The organism is Burkholderia sp. Z1 (assembly GCF_014893795.1).
GTDB lineage: Bacteria > Pseudomonadota > Gammaproteobacteria > Burkholderiales > Burkholderiaceae > Burkholderia > Burkholderia theae.
In genome coordinates this window covers 548,375-565,988 of record NZ_JACFYL010000003.1, presented here as the reverse complement: position 1 = coordinate 565,988, position 17,614 = coordinate 548,375, and the positions used below count along the sequence as shown (strand labels likewise).

The following is a 17,614-nucleotide window of genomic DNA, read 5'->3' as shown; positions in this document are numbered from 1 at the left end:
ATCAGTTTGGACAGGGAGGCATGAGCCGGATGTCAATTTTTTGAATTCCTGATTAAATATTTCGCGCGCCCGACGCAAAAAAAACCGCATGCCCGGGACGTCGGGTCATGCGGCCAAAAAAGCACCTGCTACGACGGTCAGAGGGTCGCAGCAGGCGAGCGCCACGCGTGAAGGGTCCACGCGCGAGCATACGGATGCGACATCGCCAGCACGACCGCGCCGAACAGCAGCAACGGGTTGGTGCTGACGGCACCGCACATCAGGAACAGCGCGGACAGCGCGGCCGCCGTGCCGATACCCCAAGCGGTCGCGACGCCGAGCAGGATCGACACGCCCGCTGCCAGCTCGAGCCAGGGCACGGCGAAATTGACCAGCGCGACATGCGGCAGCGCGACGTGCCCGATCGCGCCGATCAGTGCGCTTCGCACGGCTTCGGGCGCCGCCGCCGAGCGCGAGACGGCGGCCGTGAGGAACGGCCCGGCATCGAAGTGTCCGGCCAGCTTCGTGAGGCCGGCCCAGCACCAGAAGGCGCCGAGCACGAGCCGCAACGCGAGCGCGAGGGCCGTCTTCATCGCGCCACCTGCGGATGCAGGCGATGCAGTTGCCGGAAACCGACCATGGTCACGCCCAGCAGGCACGCGAACATGACGGCGATCGCCGCATTCGTTTCGATCGGCAGCGCGCTGACGACCCCTGACACGATGGAACCGAGCGCCAGCATCAGGCACCCTTGCAGGCTCGCCGCGGCGCCGGCCCGACCCGGGAACAGCGCCATCGAGCGGGCCATCGCATTGGAGAAGATGAAGCCCTGCGCGAAGGCAATCAGCATGATGCCGCCGAGCGCGGTCAGCAGGATCAGCTCGCCGCCGCTCGAGGCCACGCAGGCCACCCCGAGGGCAAACGTCGCGATGCCGCCGCGCATCAGCTGCTCGCCGCTGTAGCGGCGGATCAGGCTCCGGTTCAGCGTCGTGCCGCCGAGGTAGCACAGCCCGACACCAAGCGCCGTCGAGCCGAAATACGACGCGGAATGACCGAGACGGAACTGCACGATGTACGGGCCGATCACGTTCCACATCAGGAACGCGGAAAAACTCATCCCGAGCATCGCGACCGCCGACAGGAAATGCGGATCGGACAGGATCTCGCGGTAGCCCGCGATGGTTTGCCGTGGCGTGCGCCGCAGTTCCGGCCGCAACGTCTCGCGCAGGCCGGCGAACGCGAACGACAGCACGACGAGGCCGTACCCGCAGTAGACGACGAAGTTCCAGCGCCAGCCGGCCCATTCCTGCACGTGTCCGCCGATATACGGCGCGATCACGGGGCCAAGGCCGAACGCCAGGCTGAGATAGACGATCGCGACGCGGAAGCGGTCGCCCTTCAGCCGGTCGACCAGCACGGCGCGCGCGACGACCTGGCAGGAGCCGATCGCGAAGCCCTGGATCGCGCGCCCGATCATCAGCACCTCGAACGACGGGGCGACGACCGCAAGCACACTGCCGGCGATGAACAGCGCGAGGCCGAACAGCACCGACGGGCGGCGGCCCCACCAGTCGGCGAGCATGCCGAATGCGAGCTGGCCGATTGCATAGAACACGAGCGTGATCGTGATCGTGTTCTGCATCATGCTCGGCGCGACGTTGAGTTCTCGACCGATGGCCGGGATGCTCGGCGCATAGAGGTCGATCGCGATCCCGCCGACGCTGTTGATCAGCGGCGCCAGGAACACGAGAAAGTTTTCGTATCGTTTGGAATCGGACATGGGGACGTTCCTGAAATGACGGGACAGGCCGACGCGCATGCGTGCGGCCCGTCGGGATCAGTGACCGTTTGCGGCCAGTTCGACCTGCCTCAGCGGCATGCGCGCCGACGGTGCATCGTCGAGCGGGCTCCACATCGGCAGATCGTTGCGGGCGGCCAGGTCGTCGATCTTCACCATGATGACGCGCGGCGCGTTGTCGTAGTACGTGCCCCAGTCGACATGCGTGTCACGTACCCGGCTCACGCACGCGGGGCCGAGATCGTCGTAGGCGATCTGCAGCGACTGCACGATGTGGCGCACCCGCTCCGTCGCCGTCATCAGCACGTACCGGTAGTGATGCTGGGCCAGCGTGCGGAACACATTCGAGATCAGGTAGCGCCCGGCGCCCTTCGAGCCGAACGACGAGAACTGCCCGAGTTCGACGAGTTCCGCGCGCGACAGCCCATACAGACGCGTGAGCGACTCGTCGAGGTAGTGTTCGGAGAACAGCGGCGCGCTGTCCCCCCAGCTGAGCCCCACGCACGCATAGCCGGGCAACGACATCGCGCGGTCGGTCAGGCACCAGAACTGGTCCGGCCGCGGCTCGGGCCGCGCGCCGTGCGCCTGGTAGTAATGCTGCGTGACCGCGAGCTGGATCTGGCGATAGGCGCCCTGACCCGGATGGAAGGTTCGTACGATGTGCACGTTGGGCTCCCGGTCAGTACAGCGACGCCGCGTGGTCGCGCTCGATCAGCTGGCGGCGCGGCCGCCCGGTGACCGTGTAGTAGTCCTTGCGGAAGCGCTCGATGTCGGTCACCACCCTGACCCGCCGCACCCGCGCGAAATCCGCGAGCCGAGGTTCGAGCCGCGCCATCTCGTCGCGCACCGCCGCTTCGTCGTGCGCGGACAGCACGATCGCCGCCGGCTCCTCGCGCCCTTCACCGAACACCACGATGTCGTCGATCAGCGCGCTTTCCTTGTAGACCGTCTCCACCCACTCCGGCGAGATGTTGCGCGCCGTCGACAGGATGATCACGTGCTTCTTGCGGCCGGTGATGTACAGGAAGCCGTCGACGATCTCGGCAATGTCGCCGGTATGCAGGTAACCGTCGGTCAGCTCGCACGACGTGTCGTCCGAGTTGTAGTAGCCCGCGCAGAGCGTCGGCGTGCGTACACGCAGCTCGCCGTCGACGATCACCGGCAGGATCCCGTCGAGCAGCGTGCCGGCCGAGCCGATGCGGCGCTGGCCCGGGTAGTTCAGCGAGATGATCGAGCTGTTCTCGCTGAGCCCGTAGGCCTCGTAGACCTGCACGCCGCGCTTGTCCAGCGATTCGAGCACGGTGGCCGGAATCTTCGCGCCGCCCGTGATGATGTGCGGGTTGCGGCGGCCGAACAGCTGCGTCACGCTGGTCGATTCGAGCAGTGCATCGGCTTCCTCGAGCAGCTTCGGCGGCAGGTACAGGAAGTTCGGATCGACGCGGGCGATCAGGTCCAGGTAGTCGCGTGCATTGCCGCTGCGCGAACCATACTCGGCGTAGTTCGCCGGCATCAGCGTCAGCGAGCCGCCGGACAGCACCGGCAGGAACACGCCGAGCACCTGCTCGATCAGCAGGCTCATCGGCACGATCGACAGGTAGTCGAGCGGGCCGGCCGGCACACGTTTCAGCACGTTGGTCACGAGCAGGCCGACGGCCTCGTCGCGAATCTTCACGCCCTTCGGCTTCGAGGTCGTGCCGGACGTATGGATGATCCCGCAGATGCCCGGCTCGATCCGCTCTCCGGCGCGTGCGCCGGCTGCCGGCCACGCGTCGCGCCCGCTGGCGGCGTCGAGGCAGGCGATGCCCGGCAGGATCGCGCCGATGCGCGAGGCGGTATGCGCATCCTGCGTGAAGATCGCGGTCGCCTTGTGCAGCAGGCTGCCGATCTGCTCGTCGGAGAATTCGATCGGTACCGGCAGCAGCACGGCCTTCACGCGGAAGATTGCGAGCATCGTCGCGACCCACGTGTAGCTGGAGCGCGCGGCGACCCCGAACACGAGGCCGCTGCAGTCGCCGTACACGTCCTGCAGTGTGGCGGCGATGCGCGCGACGTCCGCGCGCAGTTCGTCCAGCGAGTATTCGCGGCCGTCCATTTCCTTCACGACGACGCGGTTCGGTGCTTCTGCGAAATGACGTTCGATGAGTGCGCTGATCATGCGATGGCTCCCTTGCGATAGCTTTGGGCACCGAAGATGCGGCGTCCCGTGTCCGCGAGGCGGCGGCGGCCATGCATCACGCGGCTGTTGTCGATTGCGACGATGTCGCCCTTGTTCCAGAACAGGTCGTACGTATAGCGGGCGGTCACGTCCTTGATTTCGTCCCACACCTCGAAATCGATGTCGGTGCCGTCGGCCCAGGTGATCAGCGGCGGCTCGTAGTTGACGCTCGGTCCGAGCAGCGAGTTGCAGAACGCGCGGCGGCCGGAGAAGCAGCTGGTGGTGATCGCGTCGGTCACGCGCTCGGACGACACGAGGAACGGGTCGAGACGGCGATACTGCTGGCCGCGCACGCGCTGGTTGACGACCTCGAGATGCGAGTCGTTCACTTCGTCAGCCGGCACCTGCAGCTCGATGCTCAGGAAGCGCTGCACGTTCGGCCAGGGAATGCGGCGCGCATACTTGATCTGGCGCTGCTCGAACAGGCGACGCACGGCCGGCGTCAGTTCGTGCAGCACGCGCTGCCCGTCGCAGATCGTCGTCTCGGAGCCGACGCGCGCCGGCTCGAGGCAGTAGAACCATTGCAGGTCGGGCGTGAACGGCAGGTTGCCGTTTTCGCGGTGCAGGCCCATTTCGAGCGCGCCGGCATCGATCTCCGCGGTGTTTTCCGTCGAGGTCTTGCGCGCCGGGTCGAACGTGACGCGCGCCGAGTGCTGGCTGACGAAACGGTTGAAATCCTCGAGCGAGTCCGCGAAATTGCGGTAGATCACGACGCCCGAGTGGGCGAGCTGCTCGTACAACTGGTCGGTATCGACAAGATCGATCGCCTTCTGGCCCGGTTCGAGGCTTTCGATCAACTCGAAGCCGAAACGCGGCAATGGTTTGTGCTGAACCTGCGCAGTGACTACGTCAACTACATCCATCATGGTTGCCTCTCAGTGTGGTTGGTCTTGAGTTCGAAGCGCGGCTTCGTCGAACACTGACCAATCTACCGACACGGCTGGGCAGACCGTTTTAAAAATTAAATGGAGAATGTAAATTTTGTTGAGGGTCTTGAAAGGAAGCCGGCCTTTGCTTCCTCACCGTCAACAAACCGGACGTCGGCCGGGGTCGATTGCTACGCGCGGGACAACTCCCCCGGCTCGAGTGCGTTCGCGCTCGCGAGATCCTTGAACAGCGTGCGCATCGTACGGATGTCGGGGTTCTTTTCCATCTGGGTGGACCAGATGACGTCGAGGGTGAAGGTCGGGAAGCCGAGCGGCACCTCGCAAATCTGCACCGCTGTCGGAATCGACAGGTACGGAATCAGGCGCCGCGGCAGGATCAGGACGACCGGTAGCCGCGCGACGATATTCAGGCAGGCCTGGTAAGTATTCGCTCGCGCGACGATATTGCGCGACCGTCCGAGCTTTTCGAGCCAGCCGTCGATCATGTTCCGCTCGGAAATCCACGGCGTCGGAAAGACGTGGTGCATGTCGCAGAACTCGTCGAGCGATACGCGTGTCGACGGGGCAAGCGTGCGCGACGCGGTCAGGCACACGAACGTGTCGGACAGGACGGATTCCCATTGCAGGTCGGGATGGAGCCGGTGATAACCGGGACCAAAGCCGATCGCGAAATCAATTTCGCCGGCCAGCAGCCGTTCGACCGGCAGTTCGCGGCCAAGCCGGTCGACGACCAGCGAGGTTTCCCGGCCACGCTTCATGAACGACTCGAGCACGCCCGGCAACAGCAGCAGCTCGAAATACTCGGGTGCGCAGACGCGAATGACACGGCGCGCCGACGCGGCGACCTGATCGTCATCCATGTCCGCGCAGTGGTTCACGGCGTCGATCACGTTACGCAGATAAGGTTCGATGGCCTCGGCCTTGGACGTCGCGACGAGACTGCCGTGATCGACGTCGAACAGCGCGTCGTGGAAGCAGTTGCGCAGCCGTTTCAGGCAATAACTGACGGTCGGCTGGCTGATGCTCATGACTTCAGCGGTGCGTCTCGCACTTTTGTGTTCGTACAGGCACAGGAACACCATCACGTCCTGCAGATCAAGTTGGCGCAATACGTTGTTGTTGAGCACGTTATTTCCTGATCGTTGTTGTTGTCACTGTTTCAGGCCCCTCGCAAAACCCGGCCAGATATCGCATGAGCGTACGCTCTCCCCTGTCGCCGCTAATCCTCGCCGTCCGGCGGCAGTGCCTCGCCCGGCAGCGCAAGCAGCGCGCGCTTCAGTAACGCGGCGAGTGTCGTACGTGCGTCGCCGTCCAGGCCGCCGAGCAACAGGTTCTGGGTGTCGACGTGAACGTCGACGGCACGGTCGATCAGTTCGAGGCCCGCTTTCGTCAACCGCACGGCAAGTCCCCGGCCGTCCTGCGGATTCGGCACGCGCTCGACGAAGCCGGCCTGTTCGAGCCGCATCAACCGGTTGGTGATCGCCCCCGACGTGATCATCAGCGAGCGATAGAGCTGCGTCGGCGACAGCTCGTACGGCTTGCCCGCCCGCCGTAACGTTGCCAATACATCGAATTCGCCTTCCTTGAAGCCGAACGGCGACAGCGCTTCGGCGCGCGCCTTTTCGCAATGCTTCGCGAGCCGCGCCAGCCGTCCAAAGATCTCCATCGACGCGACGTCGAGTTCCGGACGCTGGCCATGCCATTGCGCAACGACGTGGTCGACGTGATCCTCCTGGCCCCGCACGGTCATGAATGTCCTCTCATTCGAAGATGCGCTCGATGAGCGCTTGTCATCAATATATCTCAATATTAAGATAACCACGAGGGCGCCCGTGCGCACGTCACTGGAGCAGACAATTGACAAAACTATCACTCAGAGACCACGACATCTATTATGCGGACGTCGGCAGCGGCATTCCGATCGTGCTGATTCATGATCTGGGTAGCTGCGGCCGCGCATGGGCGCGGCAGATTCCGTTCCTTCGTCAGGCAGGTTATCGCGTCATCGTGCCTGATCTTCCCGGTCACGGCGCATCGTCTCATCCGGATCGCACGCTCGATACCCCGGCGCTGGCCAGCGCCCTGGAGCATCTCCTCGATCATCTCGGTCTTGACAGCGCGACGCTGGTGGGCCTCTCGTTCGGTGGTGCGATCGCGCTGACGATGGCAATCGATGCACCGTCGCGCGTCGGGAAGCTGGTCGTTTGCAACGGATTCTCGAATTCAACCGCCGACGATGCCGTGCGCCGTTTCGAGCTGTGGAAAGCCGGATTCCAGCGCGACGACGGTGCGATCCGCTGGTTCGAGGACATGTGGCCGTTACTGGTCAGCGCGGAGTACGCGCAATCGGAGGACGGGGAAATCGCGTATCAGATCGGACACGCACAGGCGGCTGCGGCCAATCCCGCCTATCTCGCGCGCTTGTGCGACGGCATCGCGAGCTACGACGTACGAAGGCGACTGAATCTCGTACGCAGCGAGACACTCGTGCTGCAAAGCGAGGATGACGGAATCCATCCGGCCATCGAAGGCCAACGACTTGCCGCAATGATTCCAGGTGCCCGGTTCGGCATGCTGCCCGGAAGCGGCCATCATCCGAACGTCGATCGTGCCGGCACGTTCAACTGGACGCTCCTGCGATTCCTGGCGGGACATGAGGTGCTGGATGCGGCGTGCGATACGTGCCCGCAATAAGTGTCGAGCCATGCCGGAATGCAGGGCGTGGCTGTGCGTTTTGGATTGGCCGGCGACTCGTGGACACGCCCGCTCACCCGGTCAAAATACAAGGGGCGCTTCGCGGCCCCTTGTTGGTCGAGCAAATCGCAGCCTGCTTCGCTCGGATAGTTTTTCACGACGATCGAGCGGTTGTGACAGGAAAGATTCCCCATACCGACCGGTTCCGCCCAGCAGAAATGCAGCGTCGTCGGCGTTTTCGAAATCCCCTCTGAAGTCGGCCCTCAACACCGACGGCATCAATCGTTCACGTTCTCGCAGCTCTTCGGGCCGTCGCCCCAGCTCTTTCCTCCTCCGTTCGTGCACTGCCGCTTGGTGTATTGCTCGGGCAACTGACCTTTCGGCAGCTTTCCGTCGGCGGGGCAATTGTGATGGAAATAGCAGAAGGATTTTTGGGCGGCGCCGGCTTCTCCGTTGAAAACAAGGCAAGCCAACAAGGTCGGGAAGAGAATCTTGGCAATAGTGCGCATGTCGATGATCCGGATCGAAAAATGGCGGGTAAAGAGACAGGCGCCGTTACGGCGCCTATCTCTCATATAACAACCGTGTCCTGGCCGTTTAGTTATCGTATTCGAGCAAAAGCCCGGATCTCGCCGGTTGCGCAGCAATGAGCCTTTCCACCACATTGTTTTCGACGGCCACTTGCTGGCCATAAGTGATGTTGAGCTTGATCGTGCTGCCGTCCATGGTCGCATTGACGGTCGCGAGATTCAGCCCGCTAGGATAGGTCAGCTGTAGCGGCCCGACGACGACGTTGCTCGAGATCACTTCGCCGAGGACGAGTGAATTGAACAAGCCGACCCAATAAGTCGGCGTCACCTGGAACTGAGCCGCTGCGCCGCTGACCACACCCTTCTTGTACACGGATCCTTGACCGCTCATGCCGATGCCAAGGTTCGCGAGACTGGCCGACTTGTTATTGATGAGGATGGAATCGGCCGGTACGGATCCGCTCGCCGGGATCAGTTGCTGGACGTTATCTTGGAAAACGCAGTCCCATGCCGTCCCCAATTCCGCCTTCAACGTCTGACTGGCTTTATAGACCCCGATGCCGCCGATCTGTTGGTAATTGGCAATGGCGACGTTGTAAAAAATATCCCACGTCACACCGCTGGAACCGCTTTGAGGAACGGTCGTTTGTTTCCACGACACGCTCTCCAATCCAATGGAACTCGGCAGGGTCTGATAGACAGCCATCGTCCAGGTTTGTTGGGTGCCGTTGTTGAAATCGACATAATAAGAAGGCATTTTCCGGTCTCCACGATGAAGGATAGATTTTGTGTCTCGACGCACATATTTCATCCATAGCTTGATTTTTTACATAAGCGCCTCCGTAATACGCGATTGACGATCCGATATTTTTTTGGCAAACAAAATCCACCTCACCCGAGATTCGGGCCGTATGCTTTTCGGAAGCATTTGGCGCTCATGCTCGGAATGATTTTCGTCAGGAATAGGTCTCTCCGCCCCGTTTTTGACTACCCGAGGCTCGGGTGAAATTTTCGAATAAATTTTTTTTAAAAAGGGCCGATGTCGTAATGATTTTTAAGTGACGGACGACAATCCAATCTGCGCATCCCCGCCAGATCATCTTAGGAAATTTTTTTTAAATCAAATGCGACAAACGTCTTATCGTTTACCCCATATATGGATTTGCTTATTTTTATCTCTAATTCAATGTGGAATTTCGCGCCAGACAACGGATGGCATTCTTGTCAACACTGGGTCTTGTAGTTTCGACTGCAGATCCGATCGCCCGCGCGGTATCTGCATCAGACGCACTTGCGTGGATGCCGGAGGTCCGTTGCACATTTAAAGACAGTTGCTGCCATAAATGATAAACGCGGCATCTTGTGTCAATTTTATTTCGATGCAAGCAAAAGCAACAATCAAAGTCATTATTCAGTAAAAAAGATTCCGGTTATCGTCGTCGTTCCGCTTCAAATCGCCCGTTCCGCTCCAGCAGCGTCACGCCCCGCCCCGCTCCACGCCCGAATCTCCCGACGCTCGCCACGCGCACGCCTTCGGCGCGATGTTGCCGATAACGCCAACGCGGCCGACAAGATCATTTCATGTTTCTCACCAAATCCTGACTTGATTAACATCTTCATTGTCAAAAATTAATCTGTCAGAAAATATCTTGTAATTATAGAAGCGACCTTCTAGCATGCGTCTGCGGTTCGCGACATGTCTTATATCAAGGTTGGTGCTTGATGCATTCCTCGAAATTCACGCTTTTATTCACAATCTGGGGGATTACATGAAGAAACTGTCTCGTCTGCTGTCCATCACCGCGATTACCCTTGCGAGTCTCAGCGCTTTTGCCCAAGCCGGCGACCAGTCGGCCGCGGTCGACAAGGCGCTGCAACTGATCCAGCAGAACCCGTCCGCTTTCAGCCTGGCTACCGGCAGTGCCGCACGCACGTTGAAATTCGCGGCGCCGCAAGCGGGCGCGCCGACGGACGGCGACCAGTTCCAGGTCCGCGACGTGATCGTCGATCCCGACGGCACCGAGCACGTGCGCTTCGACCGCTTTTATGCGGGGCTGCCCGTGATCGGCGGCGACGTCGTCGTTCATTCGAGCAAGGGGCAACTGAAGCAAGCGAGCGTGACCCAGCCCGCGCCGGTCAATCTCGCCGGCAAGATCGGCAAGGTCGGCGACCGCTTCGTGGTGCGCAATGCGCCCGACGTGGGTGCGGCCCGGGTCAAGCGCATCGCTGCCGCGCGTTTCAATTCGGACGTGCGCCGTGTCGACGAAGCGGAACTCGTCGTGTTCGCACGCGACGTCACGCCGACGCTGGCGTATGCGGTGCGCGTATACGGCAAGTCGACCGACACGCACGGCGATGCGGTGCTGTACTACGTCGACGCGCGCACGGGCACCGTGCTCGATGCGCAGGACCTGATCAAGACCGCCGCCGCGACCGGCACCGGCCGCTCGCTGTACTACGGCTCGCTGACGCTGACCACCGACCAGACCGGCACGAACGCGTACCGGATGCTCGATCCGAATCGCGGCAGCGGCTCCGTGTACGACGGCCGCGGGCTGATCGCGGAGGACGTCGAGCAAGCGACCGATCTGCCGATCTTCACGAGCAGCACGAACGTGTGGGGCAACAACACGACCACCGACCGGCAGACCGTCGCCGCCGACATCGATTATGGTCTCGCATTAACTTGGGACTACTACAAGACGACGCACAACCGCAACGGCATCTTCAACGACGGGCGCGGCGTGAAGAGTTTCGCGCACGTGGTGTTCGACACCGGCAGCGGCACGACCGGTGCGAACGCGGCATGGATGCCGTCGCACATCATGGTGTACGGCGACGGCCAGCCGGGCACGAGCCTGCCGAAGCCCGTCGTGTCGGTCGACGTGGCCGGTCACGAGATGAGCCACGGCGTGACCGAGGCCACCGCCAACCTGAACTATTCGGGCGACGCGGGCGGCCTGAACGAGTCGACGTCGGACATCTTCGGCACGCTCGTGAAGTTCTACGCGAACAACCCGAACGATCCCGGCAACTACGTGATCGGTGCGCGCGTGGTGAGCGGCGGCCTGCGCAAGATGTACAAGCAGGATCTCGATGGCCGGTCGTTCAGCTGCTATCCGTCCGGCGGCTTCTCGTGGTCGAATCCGCGCCACGATCCGCACTTCACGTCGGGCGTCGGCAACCGCCTCTTCTACCTGCTGTCGGAAGGCCCGGTGGTGCCGTCGACCGATACCGGTCTGTCGAGGACGCAACTGGTTTGCAATGGCGACACGACCTTCAGCGGCCTGGGCCGCGAGAAGGCCGGCAAGATCTGGTACCGGACGCTGACCGTGTACCTGAACGCCAACTCGAGCTACCCGAACGCGCGGCGTGCGTCGATCCAGGCGGCGAACGACCTGTATGGCGCGAACTCGGCCGAGAGCGCAACGGTCGCGCGCGCATGGAGTGCGGTCGGGGTGAATTGATGGTGCTTGCGTGGGTGTGTTGAACGCCGGAGGTCGCGTGGCGGTGCTTCGTTTCGGCGGAAAGCGAGCCGATCGAGGTCGCGCGACGCTCAGGCATGAGAAAGGCAGGTGTCGATCAGCGGCCGGCGATTGTAGGCCGCTGATCGACGGACGATTCATCCGTGCGGCGGGACTTCGGGTTCGCGAAACTGACGCCGGCGGGATGCCGGTGCCCGATTCAAATAGCCGCCGCGCGGCGACTTCGATACGCCTCGACCGTTGCCGGACGGTGATGATCCTTGGTCTGAGGCGACCTGCGCGCACATGCGGGCCCCGCCGGCGTGACGCCCTGTGTAATCGGGTGTAATCGATTCCGGAAAAAGGCGCTCCTATATTGGCGTCACTCATTCGAAAGTCTCCCATTTTCGGGTTTTTCGGATAGAGCTGCTCAACCGCCAGTCATCTTTCATTTGGCTTCGAAATTGATGCGTGGAAATTCGACAATCCCGCACATTTCGTTCGAATGAATCAGGAGAAAATCATGCCGGAAATCTTCACCTGGAATCCCCATGAAAACCAGATTTACAACATTCCGGGGCAGCATGAATCGAGCGCGGCCTCCTTTGACAAGGATGCTGGCAAATCCTTCTCGATGATCGCCCCCGCCGGAAGGCTGACACTGTTTTCCAGGCAGTCGTCAGTGTGGGGCGGAAGTGTTGACGACACGATCCCACCGGTCGAAATCGATCTTCGTAGCGGTGCGCTCATCATGCGCGGATTGTCCAGTGTTTCGAAGGGCGTCGATTTCACGATGGGGCCATATACACAAAAGTTTGTCGGTCATGCGTTCGTCAACCTCAGGATTCTCGACGCTTCGTTCGAGGTCAGTCGTTTCGATACGGTGAATGCCGGTGGCGCTGTCCCGCCGGTGCTCGGTGTGAATGTCGACCTGCCCCTCGATGTGCAAATGGCGGGCACCAGCCGCTATCACGTCGACTGCCGAATGTACGCCAGCACCAAGAAGTTGCATGTCAGGGATGGCTCCTCGGTGAATGTCCGGGCCGAAGAGATCGTGCTGACGTTCAGCGAATATTATGTTGCGCCGACGCTCCTGCCCCAGCTTCCGGGCGGCGATTATTCGCTGGACATGGAATCAACGGGCGGCACGATGGAAATCGCCGAATCGCGGCTCGCCTTCGGAAAGAGTGCAAGGAGCTCGATGAAGAGCAAGAGGATCATCTTGCGCAGAAGGGTTGGGGTCGCAGCTCAGGACAATGCCAATGCCAGGTTCGTCACCGACTCGGTCGATTTTTATGACAATGCGTCGACGGCAACATTTTCCATCGCTCATGATGCCAATGTGGAATTCGAAACGTATTCCGGAGGAAAGCCTTTCGATTTCATGAGCGATACAAAATACCCCGAGGGGCTGTTCAATTTTCAGTCCACCCCGCGATCCAAGAGCAACGGCAAATTCACCCTCTATGGCGTAGGAAGCGCGTTCGAGAAATTGGCCATGCTGAGCAAGCGAGTTGTTGCCGTCGACGGCGTACCGCAATCGACGGACAATCTCCTCAACTTCGATTACGTCCGCGTCGGCAATACGCAGAACATGGTGGTGTCGCTCAAGTGAGCGGAAGCAATCCGTGTTCGGCTGGCGAGTAACGGGTTCGGGCAACGGCCCGGCTTGCCAGCCGAGACGCAAGCGACGCTGTGGACGCCAGGCGCGATACAGCGTCTGGCGTCGTAGCGCGCCGCGGACCGAACCGGAACCCGTCGGCGGCAGATTGAGCGCTTGATTTTCTCTTCAGTCGGCACGGAGCCGGAGCGCATCCGCACCGCGTACGCCGACGCGCCATTCAACCTCGCATCACCGCCCGTAAAAAACCACCGGCTCCGGTTCCACCCCCCGCTGCATCGCGTCGACGCGCGCCGTGCGTCCGCGTCGCGCATCTTCGGTGTTGTGCAGCGGCATCCCGAGATCGAGCACCACCTGGTCGGCGCCCGGCACACCGCCTGCCGACCACGCTTTCAGCAGCGCGCGGATGGCCGCATACGAGCGCGTCGGGCCATTCGCCAGCCGGATCGCCAGATCCTGCGCAGCGCTTTCCACATCGGCTTCCGGAACCACGAACGCGGCGATCCCCAGTTCACCCGCCGTCGTACCCGACATCACCTCGCTCAACATGACGTAGCGTGCCGCACGCGCCGGCCCCGCACGTTCCGCGATCCGTTGAACGGCGCCGCAGACGGGTATCGTGCCGACCGACGGCTCGATGCAGCGGAACGACGCGTTGTCCGCCGCCACGACCAGGTCGCATGCGAGCGCCAGTTCGAATGCACCGCCCCAGGCCCGGCCGCGCACCGCACACACGGTCGGAATCTGCAGTGCTTCGATCTTGCGATACGCGTGATGCATGTCGCTGATGAAGGTGCGCCACGCGTTGAATTCCTTGTCGATGAAATCGAGGATATCGCCGCCCTGGCTGAAGTTCGGGCCTTCCGCACGAACCAGCAGCGCGCGGATGTTCGCTTCGCTGGCCTCGTGGATCGCGTCGCTCAGGTGTTCGGAAAACGCGGTGGCAATCAGGTTGAGCGGCGGGTTGCCGAGCACGATGTGGCCAACGGAATCGTGACGTTCGAAACGGACGGATTTCATGTTTGTCTCCTTGATCAGGCAGTTTTGCTGGTATTCAGATCGAGTTCCCGGATCATGCTTTCGCGCATCGCGAACTTCTGCGCCTTTCCAGTCACCGTCATCGGCATGTCTTCGACGAAGCGGATATAACGCGGGATCTTGAAGTGTGCGATCTGGTCCCGGCAGAAGTCGCGGATCTCGTCCTCGGACGCATCCTCGCCCGGCTTGAGCACGATCCACGCGCAGATCTCCTCGCCGTACTTTTGATCGGGCACGCCGAATACCTGCACGCTCTGCACCTTGGGGTGGCGGAACAGGAACTCCTCAATCTCGCGCGGGTAGACGTTCTCGCCGCCGCGAATGAGCATGTCCTTCACGCGTCCGACGATATTGCAGTAGCCGTCGGCATCGATCGTCGCGAGGTCGCCGGTGAACATCCAGCCGTCGCGAATCGAATCCTGCGTGCGCGCGTCGTCGTCCCAGTAGCCGAGCATGACCGAGTAGCCGCGGGTGCACAGTTCGCCGGTCTGCCCAATCGGCACGACCTTCCCGTCCGCATCGACCACCTTGCACTCGAGATGCGGCTGGATGCGGCCGACCGTCGACACCCGCTTGTCGAGCGGATCGTCAGTCGCGCTCTGGAACGACACCGGGCTGGTTTCCGTCATGCCGTAGGCAATCGTGACCTCCGTCATGTGCATGTTCGCGACCACCCGCTTCATCACCTCGATCGGGCACGGCGCGCCGGCCATGATGCCGGTGCGCAGGCTGGAGAAATCGTGGCGGGCGAAATCCGGGTGGTCGAGCTGCGCGATGAACATCGTCGGGACGCCGTGCAGCGCGGTGCAACGCTCGTCGCTCACGGCCGCCATGGTGGTCGACGCATCGAACGCCTCGCCCGGAAACACCATGCACGCGCCGCTCGCCGTACACGCGAGGACCGACATCACCATGCCGAAGCAGTGATACAGCGGTACGGGCACGCACAGCCGGTCCGTTACCCGCAAGTTCATGGCTGCCGCCACGAACCGTGCATTGTTGATGATGTTCCGATGCGTCAGCGTGGCGCCCTTGGGGGCGCCGGTGGTGCCGCTGGTGAACTGGATGTTGATCGGGTCGTTGGCATCGAGCGACGCGGCAATCGCATCCAGCTCGTCCATCGGCACGTCCGCGCCGCGCTCAAGCACCTGCCGATACGTCAGCATGCCCGGCGTGCGCACCTCCTCCATGCGAATCACCCATCGCAGCGTGGGCAGCCTTGCCGCACGCAATTCGCCGGGTGCGCAGTGCTGCAGCTCGGGAGCCAGGGTCTGCAACATGTCCAGGTAGCGGGACGTCTTGAACGACTCGGGCGCGACGATGGCCTTGCAGCCCACCTTGTTCAGCGCGTATTCAAGCTCCGCGAGCCGATACGCCGGATTGACGTTGACCAGGATCAGGCCGAGCCGGGCAGTCGCGAACTGCGTCACGGTCCACTCGAACCGGTTGGGTGACCAGATGCCGATCCGGTCGCCCCGGCGCAGCCCCATCGCATGCAGGCCGGCGGCCATCGCATCGACCTCGTCGGCGAACGCCTGCCAGTTCCAGCGCACGCCTTGCGCGCGGAATACGACGGCGGGACGTTCGCCGTGAAGCTTCACGGTCTCGGCCAGCAGCGCCGGCACCGTCAGTTCGCTCAACGCGGAGCCGGTGGCGCCTTTGACGTAGGACAGTCCATTGACCGGCAGCGTCGCAACGTCGCCGGGCCCGGATGTTCCAGGCTGCATCTTCATTCGTGTCTCCAGAGTTTCACCGGCGCAACGCTTGCCACGACTCGCGCGTGGGCTTCGTCCGATCCGTTTCTGGAGTGCATCATTGTATCTTCCCAGGAAGATGTCAAGACGGGATTTTTCCCGTATCGAGGTGAGAGGTGGTTTCCGCATGAATGGTCCTTAAATTGCGGAGAAATATACAATTTCAACCCGGGATATCGAGTGGAACGATGTGCGCGAACGCTCTCGAAAGACGAGATAACGTCATCTATGGAAGCTCGTAAACCGTCTTCGCCGTGATGCGACCCGCACGAACGACGCGCGCACCGTTTCTTCAGAACATATGGCGAATGCCGACCATCACCCCGGTCTGGTCCACGCCTGGCGCCGGCCACGAAGACGTGCCCGCGGTGCCGCCGTCGATCGTGAGCACGGAGTCGCGCTGATTGAAGATGCGCCCCGCCGTCACGTACACGGAGCTGCGCTTCGACAGCAGATACATCGCGCGCGCCGCGATCACGGAGGCGCCGGCGTCGTATCCGTTCACGGTGAGATGGCCGAACTGCGCGTCGAGGACGATGCTCGGAACCGGCAGATAGGTCGCCCCGAGCCACCAGTAATTGCTGCTCGCATTGAACACGCCCGGCGCCATCTCCCCGTGGTTGATGCGGTGCAGGAAGCCACCGCCGATCGTCGCCGTGCCGAACTTCACGTAGCCGTCGATGACGGCTCGGGTGTCGGTCTGCGAGCTGTACGGCAGCGGCGAGTCGGGCCCGCCGCCGCCATAATTGCGATCGAACGCGGTGGCGATGCCCCAGCTGTCCGCCTCGTATTTCAGCATCGCGGAGATCGACTTGCATGCGCGGTAGTCGGTCGGCGACTGGCCCGCGCATCCGCCTGCGGCCGCGGGCGCGACCGCGTCCCGCCCGAGCGAATAGCTGACGCCGAAGGTGAGGCCGGACGACGTAATGCTGTAGACGATCGTGTTGTCGAGGCGCGCCTGGGACAGATAGGTGTCGAGCAGCCCTGCCGCATAGATGTTCGGCCCCATCGTATCGCCCGGTATCGCCCAATAGATCTGCGAATACTGACGGCCGACCGACAGCGTGCCCCACCTCCCCGACAGCCCGACGTACGCCTGCCGGCCGAACAGGCGGCCGCTCTGGTTCAGCGTCCCCTGCCCCGGCGAAAAGCCCGACTCGAGCACGAAGACCGCGCTCAGGCCGCCGCCCAGATCCTCCTTGCCGCGAAGGCCCCACCGCGACGGCAACGACCCGGTGAGTTGCGGCACCTTCACCACGCTCTGCTTCTGGGGACCGACGTTCGTCACGTATTCGACGCCGGTATCGATGATCCCGTACAGCGTCACGCTCGATTGCGCGTGCGCCGCTCCCGACGCGCACATCGCGAGCGTCGACAGTCCGAGCCAGACCGCGTTGCGTCGCGTTAACCCTTCTCCAAACCCATTTGTCCGCAGACTCATTTTTGCTGCCTCCATGTAATTCATGTCTTCCACGGAAGATAGTAATCACACATCTTCCATGTCAACCGACAGCCGGGTCGTGAGTTACCCTATGCTCGCTCGAAGCGGCGCTTGTACGGGCGATTTGCGGGAAATTCCGGCCCATCATAGTTTTCCCTACCTCGACTTTTGGTTCATCGTTATCTATCTTCCA

15 protein-coding genes are annotated in these 17,614 nt (G+C 62.1%); 3 read left to right on the top strand and 12 right to left on the bottom strand.

The window, feature by feature from the left end:
- Positions 1-137 precede the first annotated feature (137 nt).
- The 7 genes from H3H55_RS34860 to H3H55_RS34830 form a co-directional block, all read right to left on the bottom strand.
- Positions 138-572: a DoxX family membrane protein gene (locus H3H55_RS34860; RefSeq protein WP_193102722.1), complete on the bottom strand. Its 435-nt coding sequence runs from the start codon at positions 570-572 to the stop codon at positions 138-140.
- Positions 569-1,759 (bottom strand): multidrug effflux MFS transporter, encoded by a 1,191-nt coding sequence (locus tag H3H55_RS34855; protein ID WP_129518133.1) that lies wholly within the window; start codon positions 1,757-1,759, stop codon positions 569-571. Before H3H55_RS34855 ends, H3H55_RS34860 begins: the two co-directional genes overlap by 4 nt.
- A gap of 57 nt (positions 1,760-1,816) precedes the next feature.
- Positions 1,817-2,443, bottom strand: coding sequence for a thermostable hemolysin (locus H3H55_RS34850; protein ID WP_129518134.1), 627 nt, complete (start codon positions 2,441-2,443; stop codon positions 1,817-1,819).
- 13 nt (positions 2,444-2,456) lie between these two features.
- Complete coding sequence (locus tag H3H55_RS34845) at positions 2,457-3,932, bottom strand: AMP-binding protein (RefSeq protein ID WP_193102721.1); 1,476 nt, start codon at positions 3,930-3,932, stop codon at positions 2,457-2,459.
- Positions 3,929-4,858, bottom strand: coding sequence for a TauD/TfdA family dioxygenase (locus H3H55_RS34840; RefSeq protein ID WP_129518136.1), 930 nt, complete (start codon positions 4,856-4,858; stop codon positions 3,929-3,931). The genes H3H55_RS34845 and H3H55_RS34840 overlap by 4 nt, the downstream gene beginning before the upstream one ends.
- A 191-nt stretch (positions 4,859-5,049) precedes the next feature.
- Positions 5,050-6,006 carry a LysR family transcriptional regulator gene (locus H3H55_RS34835; RefSeq protein ID WP_129518137.1) on the bottom strand — a complete coding sequence of 319 codons (957 nt, stop codon included), beginning with the start codon at positions 6,004-6,006 and terminating at the stop codon, positions 5,050-5,052.
- A 92-nt stretch (positions 6,007-6,098) separates the two neighbouring features.
- Positions 6,099-6,629, bottom strand: coding sequence for a MarR family winged helix-turn-helix transcriptional regulator (locus H3H55_RS34830; RefSeq protein ID WP_129518138.1), 531 nt, complete (start codon positions 6,627-6,629; stop codon positions 6,099-6,101).
- A gap of 107 nt (positions 6,630-6,736) precedes the next feature.
- Between H3H55_RS34830 and H3H55_RS34825 the strand changes: the two genes are divergently transcribed.
- The gene (locus H3H55_RS34825; RefSeq protein WP_129518139.1) at positions 6,737-7,573 is read left to right on the top strand and encodes an alpha/beta fold hydrolase; all 837 of its coding nucleotides are present in this window, start codon (positions 6,737-6,739) and stop codon (positions 7,571-7,573) included.
- A gap of 278 nt (positions 7,574-7,851) precedes the next feature.
- Here H3H55_RS34825 and H3H55_RS34820 read toward each other — a convergent pair whose 3' ends face one another.
- The gene (locus H3H55_RS34820) at positions 7,852-8,082 is read right to left on the bottom strand and encodes a hypothetical protein (RefSeq protein ID WP_193102720.1); all 231 of its coding nucleotides are present in this window, start codon (positions 8,080-8,082) and stop codon (positions 7,852-7,854) included.
- Between the two features lie 88 nt (positions 8,083-8,170).
- On the bottom strand, positions 8,171-8,860 hold the full coding sequence (locus tag H3H55_RS34815) for a hypothetical protein (RefSeq protein WP_193102719.1): 690 nt from the start codon (positions 8,858-8,860) through the stop codon (positions 8,171-8,173).
- Positions 8,861-9,872: 1,012 nt separating this feature from the next.
- Between H3H55_RS34815 and H3H55_RS34810 the strand changes: the two genes are divergently transcribed.
- Together H3H55_RS34810 and H3H55_RS34805 are read left to right on the top strand one after the other, a co-directional pair.
- Positions 9,873-11,570 (top strand): M4 family metallopeptidase, encoded by a 1,698-nt coding sequence (locus H3H55_RS34810; RefSeq protein ID WP_193102718.1) that lies wholly within the window; start codon positions 9,873-9,875, stop codon positions 11,568-11,570.
- 520 nt (positions 11,571-12,090) lie between these two features.
- Positions 12,091-13,182, top strand: a complete 1,092-nt coding sequence (locus tag H3H55_RS34805; RefSeq protein ID WP_193102717.1) for a hypothetical protein — start codon at positions 12,091-12,093, stop codon at positions 13,180-13,182.
- A 237-nt stretch (positions 13,183-13,419) separates the two neighbouring features.
- Here H3H55_RS34805 and H3H55_RS34800 read toward each other — a convergent pair whose 3' ends face one another.
- The 3 genes from H3H55_RS34800 to H3H55_RS34790 form a co-directional block, all read right to left on the bottom strand.
- Positions 13,420-14,208, bottom strand: coding sequence for an enoyl-CoA hydratase/isomerase family protein (locus tag H3H55_RS34800; RefSeq protein WP_193102716.1), 789 nt, complete (start codon positions 14,206-14,208; stop codon positions 13,420-13,422).
- A gap of 14 nt (positions 14,209-14,222) precedes the next feature.
- On the bottom strand, positions 14,223-15,959 hold the full coding sequence (locus tag H3H55_RS34795) for an AMP-binding protein (RefSeq protein WP_193103115.1): 1,737 nt from the start codon (positions 15,957-15,959) through the stop codon (positions 14,223-14,225).
- Positions 15,960-16,272: 313 nt separating this feature from the next.
- The gene (locus H3H55_RS34790; protein ID WP_193102715.1) at positions 16,273-17,421 is read right to left on the bottom strand and encodes a porin; all 1,149 of its coding nucleotides are present in this window, start codon (positions 17,419-17,421) and stop codon (positions 16,273-16,275) included.
- Positions 17,422-17,614: the final 193 nt, after the last annotated feature.

Bases quoted from the DNA above. Each gene is read 5' to 3' on its own strand.
- H3H55_RS34860 (WP_193102722.1), bottom strand. From the start codon at position 572: ATGAAGACGGCCCTCGCGCTCGCGTTGCGGCTCGTGCTCGGCGCCTTC.
- H3H55_RS34815 (WP_193102719.1), bottom strand. From the start codon at position 8,860: ATGCCTTCTTATTATGTCGATTTCAACAACGGCACCCAACAAACCTGG.
- H3H55_RS34805 (WP_193102717.1), top strand. From the start codon at position 12,091: ATGCCGGAAATCTTCACCTGGAATCCCCATGAAAACCAGATTTACAAC.
- H3H55_RS34790 (WP_193102715.1), bottom strand. From the start codon at position 17,421: ATGAGTCTGCGGACAAATGGGTTTGGAGAAGGGTTAACGCGACGCAAC.
- H3H55_RS34840 (WP_129518136.1), bottom strand. From the start codon at position 4,858: ATGATGGATGTAGTTGACGTAGTCACTGCGCAGGTTCAGCACAAACCA.
- H3H55_RS34845 (WP_193102721.1), bottom strand. From the start codon at position 3,932: ATGATCAGCGCACTCATCGAACGTCATTTCGCAGAAGCACCGAACCGC.
- H3H55_RS34810 (WP_193102718.1), top strand. From the start codon at position 9,873: ATGAAGAAACTGTCTCGTCTGCTGTCCATCACCGCGATTACCCTTGCG.
- H3H55_RS34800 (WP_193102716.1), bottom strand. From the start codon at position 14,208: ATGAAATCCGTCCGTTTCGAACGTCACGATTCCGTTGGCCACATCGTG.
- H3H55_RS34855 (WP_129518133.1), bottom strand. From the start codon at position 1,759: ATGTCCGATTCCAAACGATACGAAAACTTTCTCGTGTTCCTGGCGCCG.
- H3H55_RS34830 (WP_129518138.1), bottom strand. From the start codon at position 6,629: ATGACCGTGCGGGGCCAGGAGGATCACGTCGACCACGTCGTTGCGCAA.
- H3H55_RS34820 (WP_193102720.1), bottom strand. From the start codon at position 8,082: ATGCGCACTATTGCCAAGATTCTCTTCCCGACCTTGTTGGCTTGCCTT.
- H3H55_RS34795 (WP_193103115.1), bottom strand. From the start codon at position 15,959: ATGAAGATGCAGCCTGGAACATCCGGGCCCGGCGACGTTGCGACGCTG.